Origin of the sequence: Streptomyces sp. NPDC093149 (assembly GCF_044754145.1) — a bacterium.
Taxonomy (GTDB): Bacteria; Actinomycetota; Actinomycetes; order Streptomycetales; family Streptomycetaceae; genus Streptomyces.
The window spans coordinates 34200-51150 of record NZ_JBIVON010000028.1; the positions used below are offsets into that span (position 1 = coordinate 34200).

The 16951-nt window shown below is 72.6% G+C and carries 14 protein-coding genes and 1 pseudogene; 3 read left to right on the forward strand and 12 right to left on the reverse strand.

Annotated elements, in window-relative coordinates:
- Positions 1-16: 16 nt before the first annotated feature.
- From ACIQCZ_RS38460 to rimP, 8 genes are all read right to left on the reverse strand, one after another.
- Entirely contained in the window at positions 17-3772 is a 3756-nt protein-coding gene (locus ACIQCZ_RS38460) for a trypsin-like peptidase domain-containing protein (protein WP_402290188.1), read from the reverse strand.
- A 202-nt stretch (positions 3773-3974) separates the two neighbouring features.
- Positions 3975-4931, reverse strand: coding sequence for a tRNA pseudouridine(55) synthase TruB (gene truB, locus ACIQCZ_RS38465; protein ID WP_402290190.1), 957 nt, complete (start codon positions 4929-4931; stop codon positions 3975-3977).
- The gene (rbfA, locus tag ACIQCZ_RS38470; RefSeq protein ID WP_361456037.1) at positions 4928-5380 is read right to left on the reverse strand and encodes a 30S ribosome-binding factor RbfA; all 453 of its coding nucleotides are present in this window, start codon (positions 5378-5380) and stop codon (positions 4928-4930) included. The genes truB and rbfA overlap by 4 nt, the downstream gene beginning before the upstream one ends.
- Positions 5381-5405: 25 nt before the next feature.
- Positions 5406-5702: a DUF503 domain-containing protein gene (locus tag ACIQCZ_RS38475; RefSeq protein ID WP_351086212.1), complete on the reverse strand. Its 297-nt coding sequence runs from the start codon at positions 5700-5702 to the stop codon at positions 5406-5408.
- Positions 5703-5868: 166 nt separating this feature from the next.
- Complete coding sequence (infB, locus tag ACIQCZ_RS38480) at positions 5869-8955, reverse strand: translation initiation factor IF-2 (RefSeq protein WP_402290195.1); 3087 nt, start codon at positions 8953-8955, stop codon at positions 5869-5871.
- Between the two features lie 147 nt (positions 8956-9102).
- A complete protein-coding gene (locus tag ACIQCZ_RS38485) occupies positions 9103-9381 on the reverse strand; it encodes a YlxR family protein (protein WP_402290197.1) in 279 nt (92 codons plus the stop codon).
- Positions 9382-9564: 183 nt separating this feature from the next.
- On the reverse strand, positions 9565-10605 hold the full coding sequence (nusA, locus tag ACIQCZ_RS38490; RefSeq protein ID WP_351086206.1) for a transcription termination factor NusA: 1041 nt from the start codon (positions 10603-10605) through the stop codon (positions 9565-9567).
- A 2-nt stretch (positions 10606-10607) separates the two neighbouring features.
- Positions 10608-11105, reverse strand: a complete 498-nt coding sequence (gene rimP / locus ACIQCZ_RS38495) for a ribosome maturation factor RimP (RefSeq protein WP_376222273.1) — start codon at positions 11103-11105, stop codon at positions 10608-10610.
- 176 nt (positions 11106-11281) lie between these two features.
- Between rimP and ACIQCZ_RS38500 the strand changes: the two genes are divergently transcribed.
- The 3 genes from ACIQCZ_RS38500 to ACIQCZ_RS38510 are packed head-to-tail and all read left to right on the forward strand — an operon-like array spanning position 11282 to position 13255.
- Positions 11282-11809: a hypothetical protein gene (locus ACIQCZ_RS38500; RefSeq protein WP_402290199.1), complete on the forward strand. Its 528-nt coding sequence runs from the start codon at positions 11282-11284 to the stop codon at positions 11807-11809.
- Positions 11806-12324 carry a ferritin-like domain-containing protein gene (locus ACIQCZ_RS38505; RefSeq protein ID WP_402290202.1) on the forward strand — a complete coding sequence of 173 codons (519 nt, stop codon included), beginning with the start codon at positions 11806-11808 and terminating at the stop codon, positions 12322-12324. The genes ACIQCZ_RS38500 and ACIQCZ_RS38505 overlap by 4 nt, the downstream gene beginning before the upstream one ends.
- Before the next feature lie 28 nt (positions 12325-12352).
- A complete protein-coding gene (locus ACIQCZ_RS38510; RefSeq protein WP_402290205.1) occupies positions 12353-13255 on the forward strand; it encodes an aminoglycoside phosphotransferase family protein in 903 nt (300 codons plus the stop codon).
- Positions 13256-13315: 60 nt separating this feature from the next.
- On the opposite strand, the gene ACIQCZ_RS38515 is transcribed toward ACIQCZ_RS38510, so the two are convergent.
- From ACIQCZ_RS38515 to ACIQCZ_RS38530, 4 genes and pseudogenes are all read right to left on the reverse strand, one after another.
- Entirely contained in the window at positions 13316-15016 is a 1701-nt protein-coding gene (locus ACIQCZ_RS38515; RefSeq protein ID WP_376223192.1) for a proline--tRNA ligase, read from the reverse strand.
- A gap of 121 nt (positions 15017-15137) precedes the next feature.
- Positions 15138-15725, reverse strand: a complete 588-nt coding sequence (locus ACIQCZ_RS38520; RefSeq protein WP_402290208.1) for a GNAT family N-acetyltransferase — start codon at positions 15723-15725, stop codon at positions 15138-15140.
- A gap of 64 nt (positions 15726-15789) precedes the next feature.
- Entirely contained in the window at positions 15790-16635 is an 846-nt protein-coding gene (locus ACIQCZ_RS38525; RefSeq protein WP_376223196.1) for a GNAT family N-acetyltransferase, read from the reverse strand.
- Between the two features lie 166 nt (positions 16636-16801).
- A pseudogene (locus ACIQCZ_RS38530) lies at positions 16802-16951 on the reverse strand (4-hydroxy-3-methylbut-2-en-1-yl diphosphate synthase); the annotation flags it as partial.

A 16951-nucleotide genomic window follows, 5' to 3' on the forward strand; every position in this document is an offset into this window, starting at 1 on the left:
TACGTGAGATTGCCTGTTACGCAGGTCTAAGACTGCCATGCTCACGCCCCGCGGCCCGCATCGGCATCGTCTTCGGGCTCGCCAGGGCCTCCATCGTCCGCCGTGCGCTGGGGCCGACGAGCGCCGCCCACTCCTGCGGGGCGTCGGCCAGCCACCCGGTCACCAGGGCGGCGAATCCGGGCACCTCACGAGCCAGTTCGACCAGTCGGCCGTCGAAGCGGACCGCGCCCTCGGGCGTGCGGACCAGGAGCATCCCGGTGCGGTGGACCAGCGCACGGGTACGCGCCGGTGCGCGGGCGCCGGAGCCGGTCGCGGCGGCCCGCAGCAGCGCGTCGAGCACGGCCGGATCGCGGTGGGCCTCCTGCTCGAAGTCCAGCAGGACCTCCAGCAGCTCGCCCCTGAGCTGCCCGGAGGCGGGGCTGCCCGGCGCGGCGAGCACCCCGGCGAGCGCACCGCGCACGGGCGGCGGCACCGGCCGGTCCCGCAGCAGTCCGGTCACCAGCGGCAGCAGCAGGGCGCGGGCGGCGGGTCCGTGCTCCAGCCTCCGGTCGAGGTACGAGGCGGCGTGTACGGCGTCGTCCGGGTGGCTGTCGATGTACGCCCGCACGAGCCCGGCGGCGTGCAGGGCCAGCTCCGGCGCGTCGACCCCGGCGAGCGCGCACAGCGCCTCGCCCGCCCCGTCGCCGGGCCGGGTCAGCCGCTCCCGGAACGCCGCGAGCACCGGCTCGGGATGGGAGGACAGTGCGACGGCCAGCGCCTCGGCGGACAGCCGCGGCTCGCCCGCGACGAAGGCCCGCAGCGCCTGCGGGAGGTGGCGGTCCCGGCTCCGTGGATCCTGTACGAGGAGGGTGAGCGCGGCCCCGCGCAGGGGGGCGTCGGCCGGGCGGGCCAGCAGGGCGAGGGCGGCCCCGCGCAGCAGCTCGCGGTCGGCGTCCCGCGTCGCGTGCACGACGGTGAGCAGGGCGTACGAGGCGGCGGCGGCCCGGCGGCCGGGCCTGTCCTCGTCGCGCGCCCAGCGGGCGACGGCGCGGCACAGCGCGGCGGGCTCGTCCTCGGCCAGCGCGGCGAGCAGTTCCTCGGCGCGGGGGTGGGCGGTCGAGACGAGTGCCTCGGTCAGGTCGTCGACGGCCAGGTCCCGACGGGCGTGGAGCAGCGCCTGAGCGGCCGCGGCCACGGTCGGGCGCATCGCGCCCCCCTCCCCCTCCTCGGCGAGCAGTGGGCGCTCGTCGGTGAACCAGTCGCAGAGCATCGGCTGCACGGCCCGGGGCCGGGCGGCGAGCCGCCGCGCGACGGCGTCCAGGAAGCGTTCGCCGCCGTCGCCGTCGGGATACGGGTCACAGCCGTGGTCCCCGTCACCGCGGGAGGTTCCCCGGCGCGGGCCGTCGGCGGGGACGAGACGCCGAAACAGATCGACCCGGTCCGCCTCCGGCAGCTTCAGGCGCCGCCAGAACCACGGACCGAACTCCGCGTAGGGCCCTGTGCCCGCCGGCCCTCCCGCGGCGGCGCTTCCGACGACGCGGTCGGCCAGCAGCCGCAGCACCCCGAGCTGGGTCCGGGCGTCGTGCACCCGGAGCAGGGTCTCCGAGAGCAGGTGGACCGCCCACCAGCGGGCGTCGTCGCGGGCCTCGGCGGGTGATCCCGGCCCCGGCGCCGACCGGTCGAGGGCCTCGACGAGGCCGGCCAGTCGGTGTGCCAGCGCGGCGGGCCCCTGCCTGCGGCCCAGCAGCAGCAGGGCCTGGACGACCGGGCCGGTCCGATGGCGCGGTACGGGCAGGGTGCGCGCTGCGGTCGCCGGTGCGGCTTCCCCGGCGGCTCCCGGCGCGGGGACGCGGCTGAGCTCCGCTCGCGGCCCATTCGGCCCCCGAACCACCGCCACGACGTCCTGCGCGGGTCCCCGGCCGGGCCCGGTACGCGGGCTCCGCGGCTGTGGAACACGGGCCTCCACCGCCCGTTCCGCGTCCTCCCCCGCCCGCCACCGGTGGACCAGCGCGTACAGCGCCGCGTCCAGGTCCAGGTGGGCGCCCTGCACCCAGTCCCCCAGCTCCTCGTGCGCGAAGCGGTAACCCGCTCCCGCCGGCACGAGCAGGCCCTCGGCGAGGACCGCCGACGCCCAGCCGGTGCGCCAGGGGAACACCTCCTCGAACGCCACCCGGTCCAGCTCCCCCTGTCCGGGGCCCAGACAGCGCCGCGCCGCCTCGTGGACCTGCCCGGCCGCCCGCGCGGCGAGCCGCCGGACCGCGGTGGCCCCGGGCACCGGGCCCGACAGCGCCGCGACGCGGACCGCGATCCGCAGACACATCAGATCCAGGTGGGCACCGAAGACGTCCTCCGCGTCGGGCCGCCCGGGGACGTCCCCGGGCAGCGCCTCGCGGACCTCCGCGAGCAGACGCAGGGTGAGCGGGTGCCGGTCGTGCCCGGGGGCGAGCGCACCGGACGGAATGGCGTACCGTTCCCGGGCCTGTTCGGCCTGGCCCGCGGTGAGCTCGCCGAGCCGGACCGCGGACGGCAGTCGTCCGGCCGGCCTGGCGGGACGGTGCAGCGCACCGTCCGGGCAGAGCGCACCGGCCGTCTCCCAGTGCTCGGGCGTGCAGGCCATCACGAGCCGCGCCCCGTTCCCCCGCAGCCAGTCGACGGTGCCCGCGGTCCACGGGGCCACCCCCTGGGCCAGTACGGGCGGCATCTCCTCGGGGCCGTCCAGCAGGACGAGCAGCGGGCTCCCGGACTCCGCGGCCAGCCGGGCCACCCCCTCGGCTGTGACGGTCGTCATGTCTCCCCTCGCCCCGGCTGCGGTGACGATCCGGCAGGACCGCCGGAGCGCTCGGGCGATCGCGTCGGCGACCGAGGAGTCGTCGGCCAGCAGATCGGCACCGCGGAGCCAGAGCGTGGGCGCGGGCACGGAGCCGCGGGCACGGCGGGCGGCGAACGCGGCCAGTTCGGTGGTACGGCCGGTGCCCGGCGCTCCGACGAGACCGAGGACCACGGCGGGACCGGGCAACGCGGACGAAGGGCCGCCGGGCATCGAGAAGGCCGCCAACTCCGCGATCACGTCCGGGCGTTCGACCGGGTCGGGACAGGCGGCCGGACCGCCCGCCGAGCCGAGCGAGGTCGCCGTGAGGTGCAGGGCGCCCGCGAGATTCAGATCGCGTCCGTATCCGGGAACGCTCCTTGCGTTGCGCCACAGCAACGCGCCCAGCGGACCGTCGGCGTCCGCGCTCCCGAGCGGCACCGCGAAACCGGCGGCGGGATGCCCGGCGCGCAGTGCGGTGCCCAGCACGGCGAGGACCGCGCCGCTGTCCGGGTCGAGGACGGGCCCGCCCACGGCGGCGCCGCCGAGCCGCAGCGCGTCCGAACCGTCCGTGCCGAGCGCCAGCTCCAGCGCGGCACCGATCCGATGGGCGCGGCCGTTCGCGGTGTACGTCACCGGGGCGGTGCCGAGCACCCGCGCCTCGCGCCAGCCGTGGGCGGCGATCGTCACATACGTACCGGCGTCGATACGGTCCCGTGACGCGATCGGTGTCGGCTCCACGCCGAGCGCGAAGGGTCCCCCGGTACGCAGCAGGGCCAGGCCCCGTTCGGGCAGCGCGGTGACATCGGCGGCCCCGAGGGGGCAGCTGCGGCCGTCCGTCCCGTACAGGACGAGCCGTGTGAGCCCCTCGACCGCCTCATGACTGGTCACCACCGTGCCCCGGTCGTCCGCGACGAACCCGGTCCCCCGTGGCCGGCCGGTCCGATCGCAGATACGTACCAGCGCTGCCCGGTCCCCGCTTCCCATGGTCCGACGTTAGGTCGGCGATCACCGGCACGTGTACCGCTCGGAGTAAAAGCGCCCCTGTATGCACCCCCGATTCACTCCGAGCGCCTGCTCATCGGGGTGAATTCATGGCGCCGGGTGGACAGGAACCGTTGGGGGATCGTGGAGCGGGCGCGGGGGCTCCGCCCGCTCCACGATGAGGCTCTCCGGCCCCGGCCGCCCGTCAGGCGAAGACGGCGAGGCTCTTGGCCTTGCCCTTCTGCTCCTCGACGAGCACCAGGAAGCGCCCGTCGGGCCCGAAGACCCCGACCGGTCCCGGCGGGAAGGCGGGCATGTCCAGCCGCACCCCGTTCAGCAGCAGCTTGGCGCGCTTCTCGTCCACGTCCCAGCGGGGGAACGCCGAGGCGGCGGCCTCGGCCACCGGCATCACGGTCAGCTCCTGCTGATGCTGGTCGAGCGTCCGCGCCACGTCGAGACCGTACGGCCCGACCCGGGTGCGCCGCAGCGCCGTCAGATGCCCGCCGACGCCGAGCCCCGCGCCGAGGTCGCGGGCGATCGCGCGGATGTACGTGCCGGAGGAGCAGACGACGGAGACGACCAGGTCGACGACCGGCGTGCCGTCCTCGGCGACCTCGTGGCGGACGTCGTAGACGTTGAAGGACGAGATCGTCACCGGTCTGGCCGGGATCTCGAACTCCTCGCCGCCGCGCACCCTGGCGTAGGACCGCTTGCCGTCGATCTTGATGGCACTGACCTTGGACGGCACCTGCATGATCGGGCCGGTCAGGGCCGCGACCCCGGCGTCGATGCCGTCACGGGTCACACCGGAGGCGTCGGTGGACGAGGTGATCTCGCCCTCCGCGTCGTCGGTGACGGTGTCCTGGCCGAGCCGGATCGTGCCGAGGTACTCCTTCTCGGTCAGTGCGAGATGGCCCAGCAGCTTGGTGGCCTTCTCGACACCGAGCACCAGAACGCCCGTCGCCATCGGGTCCAGCGTGCCGGCGTGGCCGACACGGCGGGTCCTGGCGATGCCGCGCATCTTGGCGACGACGTCGTGCGAAGTGAAGCCGGACGGCTTGTCGACGATGACGAGGCCGTCCTCCCGGGGCCCACCACCACCCTTGTCGGAGGCCGCCGCGCTCGCGCGCCCCTGACCGGGTGTCCTGTTCTGCGATGTCATTCGGAGGCGGTGTCCTCGTCGTTCTCGTCGTCCGCCTTGCGGTACGGGTCCGCGCCGCCGGCGTACGTGGCGCCCGAGGACGCCTCGCGCACCCGCGCGTCCGAGGCCCGTGCCCGGTCGAGGAGGTCCTCGATCGCCTTGGCGTTCTCCGGGAGGGCGTCGGCCACGAAGGCCAGCGTGGGGGTGAACTTCGTCCCCGCCGCCGCTCCGACCGCCGAACGCAGGATGCCCTTGGCGCTCTCCAGGCCGGCCGCCGCGCTCGCCCGCTCCTCGTCGTCGCCGTAGACCGTGTAGAAGACCGTGGCCTCCCGCAGGTCACCGGTGACCCGGGTGTCCGTGATCGTCACGTGCGTACCCAGACGGGGGTCCTTGATACCGCGCTGCAGTTTCTCGGCGACCACCTCCTGGATGAGGTCCGCCAGCTTTTTCGCCCGCGCGTTGTCGGCCACTGGTCCGTCTCCTTCTCAGCCTTGCTCAATCGTCTTCGTCGCTGTGCAGCCGCCGTCGTACGGAAAGCAGCTCCACTTCCGGCCGGGCGGCCACCAGCCGCTCGCACCGGTCCAGAACGTCTGTGAGGTGTCCGGTGTCCCCGGAGACCACGGCAAGGCCGATCTCGGCCCTGCGATGGAGATCCTGATCGCCCACCTCCGCCGCGCTCACCGCGAATTTGCGCTGGAGCTCGGCGACGATCGGGCGGACGACGGAGCGCTTCTCCTTCAACGACCGTACGTCGCCGAGAAGCAGATCGAAGGACAGTGTCCCCACATACATGTATGTCCGGATGTCCCGCCGGTTCGGGGTCGTGCCCTGCCATCGCTTGGCAGGAACACAAGAACCGTACACGGAACGGCCGGGGCCGATCGACGGAAATATGACCCGCCGACCGGCCCCGACTCTTGAAGAGAGGTCCGGGGTCTCCCCCGGAAATCCCCGCGGATCAGCCTCGCGGCTTCTCGCGCATCTCGTACGTCGCGATGACGTCGTCGATCTTGATGTCGTTGAAGTTTCCGAGGTTGATACCACCCTCGAAGCCTTCGCGGATCTCGGTGACGTCGTCCTTGAAGCGGCGCAGACCGGAGATGTTGAGGTTCTCCGCGATGACCTTGCCATCGCGCAGCAGGCGCGCCTTGGTGTTGCGCTTGACCTCGCCGGACCGGACCAGCACACCGGCGATGTTGCCCAGCTTGGACGAGCGGAAGATCTCGCGGATCTCCGCCGTGCCGAGCTCGACCTCTTCGTACTCCGGCTTGAGCATGCCCTTGAGGGCCGCCTCGATCTCCTCGATGGCCTGGTAGATCACCGAGTAGTAGCGGACGTCGACACCCTCGCGCTCCGCCATCTGCTGGGCACGCCCGGCAGCCCGGACGTTGAAGCCGATGACGATGGCGTCGGAGCCGGTCGCCAGGTCGATGTCCGACTCGGTGACCGCACCCACACCGCGGTGCAGGACCCGGATGTCGACCTCGTCGCCGACGTCGAGCTGGAGCAGCGAGGACTCGAGAGCCTCCACCGAACCGGACGCGTCGCCCTTGATGATGAGGTTGAGCTCCTGGACCAGACCGGCCTTGAGCGCCTCGTCCAGGTTCTCCAGGGAGAACCGGACACCCTTGCGGGCGAAGTTGGCGTTGCGCTCACGGGCGGCACGCTTCTCGGCGATCTGACGGGCCGTACGGTCCTCGTCGACCACCAGGAAGTTGTCGCCGGCACCCGGGACGTTGGTGAGACCGAGCACGAGGACGGGGGTCGACGGACCCGCTTCCTCGACGTTGTTGCCGTTGTCGTCGAGCATCGCCCGGACACGGCCGTACGCGTCGCCGACCACCATCGTGTCACCGATGCGCAGCGTTCCTCGCTGGACCAGGACGGTCGAAACGGCACCGCGGCCGCGGTCGAGGTGGGACTCGATCGCAATACCCTGTGCGTCCTGCTCCGGGTTGGCCCGCAGGTCGAGCGAGGCGTCCGCGGTCAGGACCACGGCCTCCAGCAGCTGGTCGATGTGCAGACCCTGCTTGGCGGAGATGTCGACGAACATCGTGTCGCCGCCGTACTCCTCGGCCACCAGACCGAACTCGGTGAGCTGACCGCGCACCTTGGTCGGGTCGGCGCCCTCGACGTCGATCTTGTTGACCGCGACCACGATCGGCACGTCGGCCGCCTTGGCGTGGTTCAGCGCCTCGATCGTCTGGGGCATCACACCGTCGTTCGCCGCCACCACGAGGATCGCGATGTCGGTGGACTTCGCACCACGGGCACGCATGGCGGTGAACGCCTCGTGACCCGGGGTGTCGATGAAGGTGATCTTCCGGTCCTCGCCGTTGACCTCGGAGGAGACCTGGTACGCACCGATGTGCTGCGTGATGCCGCCGGCCTCGCCCGCGACGACGTTCGTCTTGCGGATCGCGTCCAGCAGTCGGGTCTTACCGTGGTCGACGTGACCCATGACGGTCACGACCGGCGGACGCGGGATGAGCGCCTCTTCGCCGCCCTCGTCCTCGCCGAACTCGATGTCGAAGGACTCGAGCAGCTCGCGGTCCTCCTCCTCGGGGCTGACGATCTCGAGGACGTAGTTCATCTCGTCCGCGAGCAGCTTGAGGGTGTCGTCGGAGACGGACTGCGTCGCCGTGACCATCTCGCCGAGGTTCATCATCACGGCGACGAGCGACGCCGGGTTGGCGTTGATCTTCTCCGCGAAGTCGGTGAGGGAGGCACCGCGCGACAGACGGACGGACTGTCCGTTGCCGCGAGGCAGCATGATGCCGTTCACGGACGGGGCCTGCATGGCCTCGTACTCCTGGCGCCTCTGCCGCTTCGACTTGCGACCGCGACGCGCGGGACCGCCGGGACGGCCGAACGCACCCTGTGTGCCACCGCGGCCACCGGGGCCGCCGGGACGTCCACCGAAGCCGGGACGACCGCCGAAGCCGCCGCCACCACCGGGACGACCGGCACCGCCACCGCCACCGCCGCCACCGGGACGACCGGCGAAACCGCCGCCGCCGCCACCGGGACCGGCCGGACGGCCTGCGAAGCCGCCGCCACCGGGACGACCGGCGCCACCGGGACGACCGCCGCCACCGGGACCGCGGCCACCGCCGGGGCCACCACCGGGACGCGGGCCGGCAGCGGGACGCTGCGGCATCATGCCCGGGTTCGGACGGTTACCACCGGGGGCACCGCCCGGACGGGGAGCCTGCGGACGGGGCATGCCGCCCGGAGTGGGACGGGCACCGCCCTGACCCTGGGGACGCGGGGCGCCACCGGGGCCGCCCTGCGGACGCGGGGCGCCCGGACGGTCCTGACCGCCACCGGGACGCGGGGCGCCACCGGGACGGGGCGCCTGCGGACGGGCCATGCCCGTCGAGCCACCGGAGGTGAAGGGGTTGTTGCCCGGACGGGGACCGGCCGGACGGGCGCCGGGGCGCGGGGCGCCCTGACCCGCGGGACGCGCGGGACGGTCGCCACGCTCGCCACCGCGACCGCCGTCACGCTGACCGCCGGACGGAGCCGGACGGGCGTGTCCACCGGCGGGACGGGGCCCGGGGGTGGCACCGGTGGGACGCGGACCCTGCTGCTGCGGGGCAGCGGGCTGGGCCGGAGCCGGAGCCGAGAACTCGGCAGCGGGGACCGGAGTCACCGGAGCGGGCTTGGGCGCGGGCTTCGGGCCCGGCCGCGGTCCGGCGGACGGCGCGGAAGGCGCCGCGGGGGTGCTGCTCACCGGTGCGGCGGGGGCCGGCTTGGGGGCCGGGGCGCCGGGCTTCGGGGCAGCGGGACGTGCCGCAGCGGCCGGGGAGGGCGCTGCGGGCTTCGCGGGCGTCGCCTTGCGGGGCGCCCCAGGCTTGGCAGCGGACTTGCCGGCGTTGCCGCCGGGCCCCTGCAGTGCGTCAGTCAACTTGCGTACAACCGGCGCCTCGATCGTCGAGGACGCCGAACGGACGAATTCACCGAGCTCTTGGAGCTTGGCCATGACGACCTTGCTCTCGACGCCGAACTCCTTGGCGAGTTCGTATACCCGGACCTTAGCCACTTCGCTCCTTTTAGGTCCGGGTTACCGCCGGACCGTCGCTACTTCATGGGCGTACTCATCGCGTACTCATCGAGTGCTCATCGCAATCTCGACCTACTTCCAACTCGCGAGGTACCTGACCGCACGGGGTCCCGTGCCGTTCATTTCTTACGGTGTCGCCCGCCCGACGAACCGCTGCACTGCGGCGGGGTCGAACGGCCCCTTGGCCTTGAAGGCCCGGGGGAATGCCCGGCGGCGAACCGCCAGGTCCAGACAGACGGGGACGGGGTGTACATAGGCACCCCGGCCGGGCAGCGTACCGCGAGGATCGGGGACGCAGGCGTCCTCGTCCGCGACGATGCGCAGCAGCTCGCTCTTGGCCGCCCGCTCCCGGCATCCCACACAGGTTCGCTCAGGGCAAGCGCGGGCGTGCGTCCGGCCAGACACGGTTAAGTCTACCTCCCCGCACCGACCTCACCCCTTTGGGGCAAAAATCGAACGGATGTTGTCGTGTTCTCAGCGGCGTGCCGCTCGGATGTATTCCCCCGGGGCCCGCGCCATCGCCCCCGGACGCCCGTTCCCGACGGTGTCCGATGGTCCGGCGCGGGGCCGGCTGTTCGCGTCGCCGGGTCAGCCGCGCTCGGAACGCTCACGGGCCCGCTCGGCCCGCTCACGGTCGGCGACATCGCGCTCGGCGTCGGTCTCGGTGTCCGGACGGATGTCGATGCGCCAGCCGGTGAGGCGGGCGGCGAGGCGGGCGTTCTGCCCCTCCTTGCCGATCGCCAGCGACAGCTGGTAGTCCGGAACGGTGACCCGGGCGGACCGTGCACCGAGGTCCACGACCTCGACCTGGCTCACCCGCGCGGGCGACAGGGCGTTGGCGACCATCTCGGCCGGGTCGTCCGACCAGTCCACGATGTCGATCTTCTCGCCGTGCAGCTCCGCCATGACGTTGCGCACCCGGCCGCCCATCGGGCCGATGCAGGCACCCTTGGCGTTCAGCCCGGAACGGGTCGAACGGACCGCGATCTTGGTGCGATGACCAGCCTCGCGGGCGATCGCGCAGATCTCGACGGAACCGTCCGCGATCTCCGGGACCTCCAGCGCGAAGAGCTTCTTGACCAGGTTGGGGTGGGTCCGCGACAGCGTCACGGACGGACCGCGCACCCCCTTGGCCACGCGTACGACGTAGGTGCGCAGGCGCAGACCGTGGGTGTACTCCTCGCCCGGCACCTGCTCCTGCACCGGCAGGATGGCTTCGAGCTTGCCGATGTCGACCAGGACGTTCTTCGGGTCCTTGCCCTGCTGGACGACGCCGGTGACGACATCGCCCTCGTGGCCCGCGTACTCCCCGAACGTCCGGTCGTCCTCGGCGTCGCGCAGCCGCTGCAGGATGACCTGCTTGGCGGTGGTCGCGGCGATCCGGCCGAAGCCGGACGGGGTGTCGTCGAACTCCTTGGGCTCCTGGCCGGGTTCGAGGTCGGCCGGGTCCTCCTTCGCCCACACCGTCACATGGCCGCGCTCGTCGAGCTTCACGCGCGCGCGGCGGTGGCTTCCGTCCGTACGGTGGTAGGCGATGAGGAGGGCCGACTCGATCGCCTCGACGAGCACGTCGAAGGGGATCTCCTTGTCCTGTGCCAAGCCCTTCAAGAGCTTCACATCGATGTCCACGGCTACGCCTCCTCTTCCTTCTTGTCCTTGCGGCTGAATTCGATCTCCACGCGCGCCTTGGCGATCTCGTCGAAGGCGACCCGGCGGGACGTGGGCTTGCGGCCCTTGACGCCCGGGACTTCGAGGTCGAGCCCCTCCTCGTCCACGGCGAGGATGCGCGCCACGAGCTCACCGCCCTCGCGCAGCTGCAGCTTGGCCAGGCGGCCCGTGGCACGTACGTAGTGGCGGTGCTCCGTCAGCGGACGGTCGGCACCGGGCGAGCTGACTTCGAGGACGTACTCGTCGTCGCCCATCGCGTCGGTCTCGTCGAGCTTCTCGGAGATCGCGCGGCTCAGCTGGGCACAGGCGTCCAGCTCCACGCCCTCATCGGAGTCCACGACGATCCGCAGCACCCGGCGGCGGCCGGCCCGGGACACCTCGATCTCTTCGAGATCCAGCTGCTCGGCGCTGACGAGCGGTTCGAGCAGTCCGCGCAGCCTCTCGCTCTGGGTGGTGCTCATCCGGGTGACTCCTCGGCCGCGTGTGCTGTTGTGGGGATCTCGCGTGTCAGGTCAAAGGGTATCCGGTCCCGAGGGGTGTTGCCGTCCGCATGCTCCGCGACCGCGGGTACGCTCGCCTGCGGTGATCACTTCAGGACAGATCCAGTCAAGACAGGTGCAAGCCCGAAGGAGAACAAGTGCGGCGCACGGGGACGACGCGCAGAGGTGCGTTCACCGCGACGGGGGCGATCGCCTTGGGGGCGGTGCTGGCCGGCTGCGGTGACGGGTCCGGGCAACGGGACGGCCCGGCCCGGCCCGACGGGGCGACCCCGGCCGAGCAGGCCTCGGCCGCACGGGCGGAGCGGTCGCTCCGGGCGGCTGCCGCCCGTACCAGCAGGGATCTGCTCGCCCGGTACGAACTGGTGGTCAAGGCCCACCCGGCGACCGCCGCCGGGCTCGCGCCGCTGCGGGACGCGGTGCGGGCCCACGTCAAGGCGCTGGCACCCGACGGCGGCGGGACGCCGGCGTTCGCGCCGACCCGCGCGACCGGCGCCAGGGCCGCCGTCAAGGAACTGGCCGAGGCCGAACGTCGCGCCTCGGACGCCCACACGGCGACGCTCCTGAAGGCCCCGCCGGAGCTGGCCCGGCTGCTGGCGTCGATCGCGGCGGCGGGCGCGGCACACGCCTATCTGCTGACCGAACTGGCCAAGGAGACCTCGTCATGACCGCCGGGACACGGAAGGCGGCGCTGGCCGCCCTGGCCGCCGAACACGCGGCGGTGTACGGATACGGAGTCGTCGGCGGCCGGGTCGCCGACGGCCGCCGGGCCGAGGCCGCGGCGGCCTACCACGCGCACCGCGCCCGGCGCGACGCGCTGCAGCGGACCGTGCGTGACCTGGGCGGTGAACCGGTGGCCGCGCAGGCCGCGTACGCTCTGCCGTTCGCGGTGCCGGACCCGGCCGCGGCGGTGCGGCTGGCCGCCCTGCTGGAGGACCGGGTGGCGGACGTCTACTCCGATCTCGTACGGGCCGCCCAAGGACCGCTCCGGCGGGAGGCGGCCGACGCGCTGCGGGAGGCCGCGGTGCGCGCGGTCCGCTGGCGGGGCAGCGGCGTACCCTTTCCCGGGCTCGCCGAGCAGGCCGCCGACGGGTCCGGCGCGAAGGCGGGGTCCGACGCGAAGGACGGGTCCGGCACGAAGGACGGGGCCGGCGTGCGGCACGGGACCGGCGCGACGCACTGAAGAAGCTCTGAAAGGGAACAAAGCACGTATGGGTTTCGAACCGCCGCAGCGTCTGGTGCGAGCGCTCGGCGAGTCGTACGGGGATTCCGCCGCCGACTGGCTCGCGCGCCTTCCCGCGCTGACCGAACAAGCGCTGGCGTCGACCGGGCAGGAGTTGACCGTGGACCGGGTGGCCGCCCCCGGCGGCCGCAGCAGTCTGGTCCTGTTGGTGACCTGCTCCGACGGCACCCCGGCGGCGCTGAAGATCGCCCCGTCCACAGCCGCGCCCGAGCTGGAGCAGGCGGCGCTGGCGCACTGGAACGGCTGGGGCGCGGTGCGGCTCGTCGCCACCGGCCCCGGCGCACTGCTGCTCGAACGGCTGCACCCCGAGGTGTCACTGCGCTCACTGCCGGAGGCGAAGGCGCTGCTGGAGGCGGCGGGGACGGTACGCCGACTGTGGGTCGAGCCCCCGGCCGGCCATGGGTTCGAGACGGTCACCGAGCGGACCGCGCGCCGTACGGAGCCGATGCGGGCCTTCGCCGCGGCGGACCCGGATCTGGAGCCACTGGTCTCCGCGGCGCTCGCGGCGCGTGCGGAGCTGGTCGCCGACTCGTCCGAACTCCTGCTGCTGCACGGCAACTTCCGCCAGAGCAAGGTGCTCGCGGGCGAGCGGGCGCCCTGGCTGACGGTCGGGCCGGAGCCGCTGGTCGGTGAGCGTGCCTACGATCTGGCGCGCCTGGTGCGCGACCGTGTCGAGGACCTGATCGCCTCCCCCGGCGGCGCGGTGACGGCCCGGCGCCGGATCAAGAAGCTCGCCGATTCGCTGGACGTGGACCGGGAACGGCTGCACGGCTGGACGCTGTTCCGTGCGGTGGAGTCGGGAACCCGGGCGCTGGCGGTCGGCCGTCGCCAGGAGGGCGAGCTGACGCTGGAGTTCGCGAGCTGGCTGTAGCGGGCACGGCACGCCGCAGGCCCCCGCGCCGTGCGCGGGGGCCTGCGGCCTCGTCCGGTGTCAGCCCTGGACGGTGAGACGGGCGATCGCCTCGTCGACCGTGAGCTCCTCGCGCTCGCCCGTACGACGGTCCTTGAGCTCCAGGACGCCTTCGGCCGAGCGGCGGCCCGCGACCAGGATCTTCGGGATGCCGATCAGCTCGGCGTCGGTGAACTTCACACCGGGCGAGACACCCGCACGGTCGTCGACCATGACCCGCACACCGGCGGCGGCGAGCTTGTCGGCGACATCGAGGGCCAGCTCCGTCTGGAGGGCCTTGCCCGCCGCGACGACATGGACATCGGCCGGGGCGATCTCGCGGGGCCAGCACAGCCCCTGCTCGTCGGCGGTCTGCTCGGCGAGCGCGGCGACGGCGCGGGAGACGCCGATGCCGTACGAGCCCATGGTGACCCGGACCGGCTTGCCGTTCTGGCCCAGCACGTCGAGCTGGAAGGCGTCCGCGAACTTGCGGCCCAGCTGGAAGATGTGGCCGATCTCGATGGCGCGGTCCAGCTTGAGGCCGGTGCCGCACTTGGGGCACGGGTCGCCCTCCTGGACGACGACGACATCGAGGTACTCGTCGACCTCGAAGTCACGCCCGGCGACGACGTTCTTCGCATGGGTACCGGGCTTGTTCGCACCGGTGATCCAGGCGGTACCGGCGGCGATGCGCGGGTCGGCGATGTAGCGGACCTTCTCCAGGCCCTGCGGGCCGACGTAGCCGCGGACCAGCTCGGGGCGGCCCTCGAAGTCCTCCGCGGTGACCAGCTCGACGACGGCGGGCGCGAGGTGCTCGCCCAGCTTGCCGAGGTCGACCTCGCGGTCGCCGGGCACGCCCACGGCGACGATCTCGCCGTCGACCTTGACCAGCAGGTTCTTCAGGGTCGCGGAGGCCGGGACACCCAGGTGCGCGGCGAGCGTCTCGATGGTCGGGGTGTCGGGGGTGTCCAGCTCCTCGACGGAGCCGTGCGCCGAGCCGTCCACGGCGGTGGCCTTGAAGGTGACTGCCTCGGTGTTGGCGGCGTAGTCGCAGGCGGGACAGTCGACGAAGGTGTCCTCACCGGCCGGGGCGGGGGCCAGGAACTCCTCGGAGGCCGAGCCGCCCATCGCGCCGGAGACGGCGGAGACGATGCGGTGGTCGAGGCCGAGCCGCTCGAAGATCCGGATGTAGGCGGCGCGGTGCAGCTGGTACGCCTCGACGAGCCCCTCGTCCGTGGTGTCGAAGGAGTACGAGTCCTTCATCTGGAACTCGCGGCCGCGCAGCACACCGGCGCGCGGGCGGGCCTCGTCCCGGTACTTCGTCTGGATCTGGTACAGGATCACGGGCAGGTCCTTGTAGGACGTGATCTGGTCCTTGACGACCTGCGTGAAGATCTCTTCGTGGGTCGGGCCGAGGAGGTACTCCGCGCCCTTGCGGTCCTTGAGCTTGAAGAGCAGATCGCCGTACTCGACGTAGCGGCCGCTGGCGTCGTACGACTCCTTCGGGAGCAGCGCGGGCAGCAGTACTTCCTGGCCACCGATGGCGTCCATCTCCTCGCGCACGACGCGGGTGATGTTCTCCAGGACCTTCTTGCCCAGCGGCAGCCAGGTCCAGATTCCGGCAGCGGTGCGACGTACGTATCCGGCCCGGACGAGCAGCTTGTGGTTGAGCGTCTCGGCGTCCGCCGGGTCGTCGCGCAGTGTCTTGATCATCAATCGGGACATGCGCTGGACCTGGGCCATGATGAACTCCTGCTCGGAAGGGTGATGAGCAGGAGGTTAGCCGGGCGGCCCCGGTGGGCGGAAATCGATTGGTGCCGGCCCCGGGTTCTTTCGCCGTACGAGAAGCCCCGGGGTCTTTCGTTCACCGGATCCCGCGAACCCGGCCCCTGCGACGCAGCGGAAGCGGAGCTCCCATCACCGCGTACGGCTTGGGAGCGCTGGGAAAGAGCACCTGCCGGGCCAGGTCCTGGTATCCGAGACTGCGATACAGACCACGTGCCGGGCTCTCCGCGTCGATCGCGGAGAGGATGGACCGTGGCTGGTCGGCGGCGTCCGTGATGGCGGTGATCAGCGCGCGGCCGATGCCCCGGTTCTGGAATTCCGGGAGGACGTGCAGTTCGGTGATGACGAACGAGTCGTCGAGCCAGTGCGCGGAGCCGGTGGCGCGCAGGTAGGGCTCGACGACGGTGGACCACCACTGGTGGCGTTCGTTCGGCATGCCGTAGACGAAGCCGACGAGCCGGCCGCCGGGGGTGGTGGCACCCAGCGCGCGGGCGTGAGGATGTTCGAGGTGTCTGAGAACGATGTGGCGCCGTACCTCGATCTCCTCCGGGGCCAGACCGAAGGCGACGGCCTGCACGGCGAGCGCCTCGTCCACGCGTGCGGCGAGATCGATCGGTCCGATCCGGACGCTGGGAGTGCGGGGACCGCCCCCGGGAAGTGCTGCCATGGGCCGACCCTACTGGCCCGGACGGGGCGGGCGGTACGCGGTGGTGGAGCCGGTCGTCGACCGGTCAGAACAGCACGCTCATGAACGCGCCGGTCTCACGGAAGCCGACCCGGGCATACGCCTTGCGCGCGGGGGTGTTGTAGTCGTTCACGTAGAGGCTGACGACGGGTGCGACGTCGGCCAGTGCGTAGCGCAGGACGGCCGCCATGCCGGTTTCGGAGAGTCCCCGGCCGCGGTGTTCGGGGGCGACCCAGACGCCCTGGATCTGGCAGGCCTGGGGGGTGGCCGCGCCGATCTCCGCCTTGAAGACGACCCGGCCGTCCTCGATCCGGGCGAAGGAGCGGCCGGCGCCGATGAGTTCGGCGACGCGTGCCTGGTAGAGGAGTCCGCCGTCGCCCGCGAGCGGGGAGATGCCGACCTCCTCGGTGAACATCGCCACGCACGCCGGCATCAGGACGTCCATCTCGTCCTTGCGGATCCGGCGGACCAGAGGGTCGGGGGTGACGTCGGCGGACGGACTCTCGGTGACCATGAGCGGCTGATGGGCCCGGACCTCGCGGGCGGGGCCCCAGCCGGGTTCGAGGAGCCGCCACAGCTGGGCGGTGGGCTCCGCGGGGCCGACGATCGAGGAGCAGCGGCGGCCGGCCCGGCGGGCGCGGTCGGCGAAGGCCCTGACTGCCTCGGGGGTGGCGCAGATCGGTACGAGGTTGGCGCCGGAGTAGCACAGTGAGCGCAGTCGGCCGTCGGCGTACCAGCCCCACATCTCGCCGCCGAGGCGCCATGGATCGAGACCTGCGATCTGGACCCGGGACGTCACGAACGCGTTGGCGACCGGTTCGCTCTCCAGGACGGCGAGAGCGGCGCCGAGGTCGCTGGGTTCGAGGACCCGGGTGGTGGTCTGCGTCAACACGAGGGGGCCTCACCATGCGGTCTGCTGATTTCCGCACTGTACCCAAAGAGGCTGGGTGGCGCCGCCCGTGCCCGGGAAGAGCGGTCGCGGGCACCGTGAGGTCGCTCACGACCGCGCCCCGCCGGGCGGTGTTCGTCCGGCGGGGCGCGGTGGGGCACTGCGTGGTTCAGCTGATGGAGACCTCGGGCTCGCCCGAGGCGACGCCGTCCTTCTCCATCTGTTCGGCGATCTTCAGGGCTTCCTCGATCAGCGTCTCGACGATCTTCGACTCCGGCACGGTCTTGATGACCTCGCCCTTCACGAAGATCTGCCCCTT

Excerpts from the sequence above, each read along its gene's own strand:
- rimP (WP_376222273.1), bottom strand. The coding sequence starts at position 11,105 with ATGAGCACCACCCAGAGCGAGAGGCTGCGCGGACTGCTCGAACCGCTC.
- ACIQCZ_RS38520 (WP_402290208.1), bottom strand. The coding sequence starts at position 15,725 with ATGGCAGCACTTCCCGGGGGCGGTCCCCGCACTCCCAGCGTCCGGATC.
- truB (WP_402290190.1), bottom strand. The coding sequence starts at position 4,931 with ATGACATCGCAGAACAGGACACCCGGTCAGGGGCGCGCGAGCGCGGCG.
- ACIQCZ_RS38510 (WP_402290205.1), top strand. The coding sequence starts at position 12,353 with ATGGGTTTCGAACCGCCGCAGCGTCTGGTGCGAGCGCTCGGCGAGTCG.
- ACIQCZ_RS38505 (WP_402290202.1), top strand. The coding sequence starts at position 11,806 with ATGACCGCCGGGACACGGAAGGCGGCGCTGGCCGCCCTGGCCGCCGAA.
- ACIQCZ_RS38460 (WP_402290188.1), bottom strand. The coding sequence starts at position 3,772 with ATGGGAAGCGGGGACCGGGCAGCGCTGGTACGTATCTGCGATCGGACC.
- ACIQCZ_RS38475 (WP_351086212.1), bottom strand. The coding sequence starts at position 5,702 with ATGTATGTGGGGACACTGTCCTTCGATCTGCTTCTCGGCGACGTACGG.
- ACIQCZ_RS38515 (WP_376223192.1), bottom strand. The coding sequence starts at position 15,016 with ATGGCCCAGGTCCAGCGCATGTCCCGATTGATGATCAAGACACTGCGC.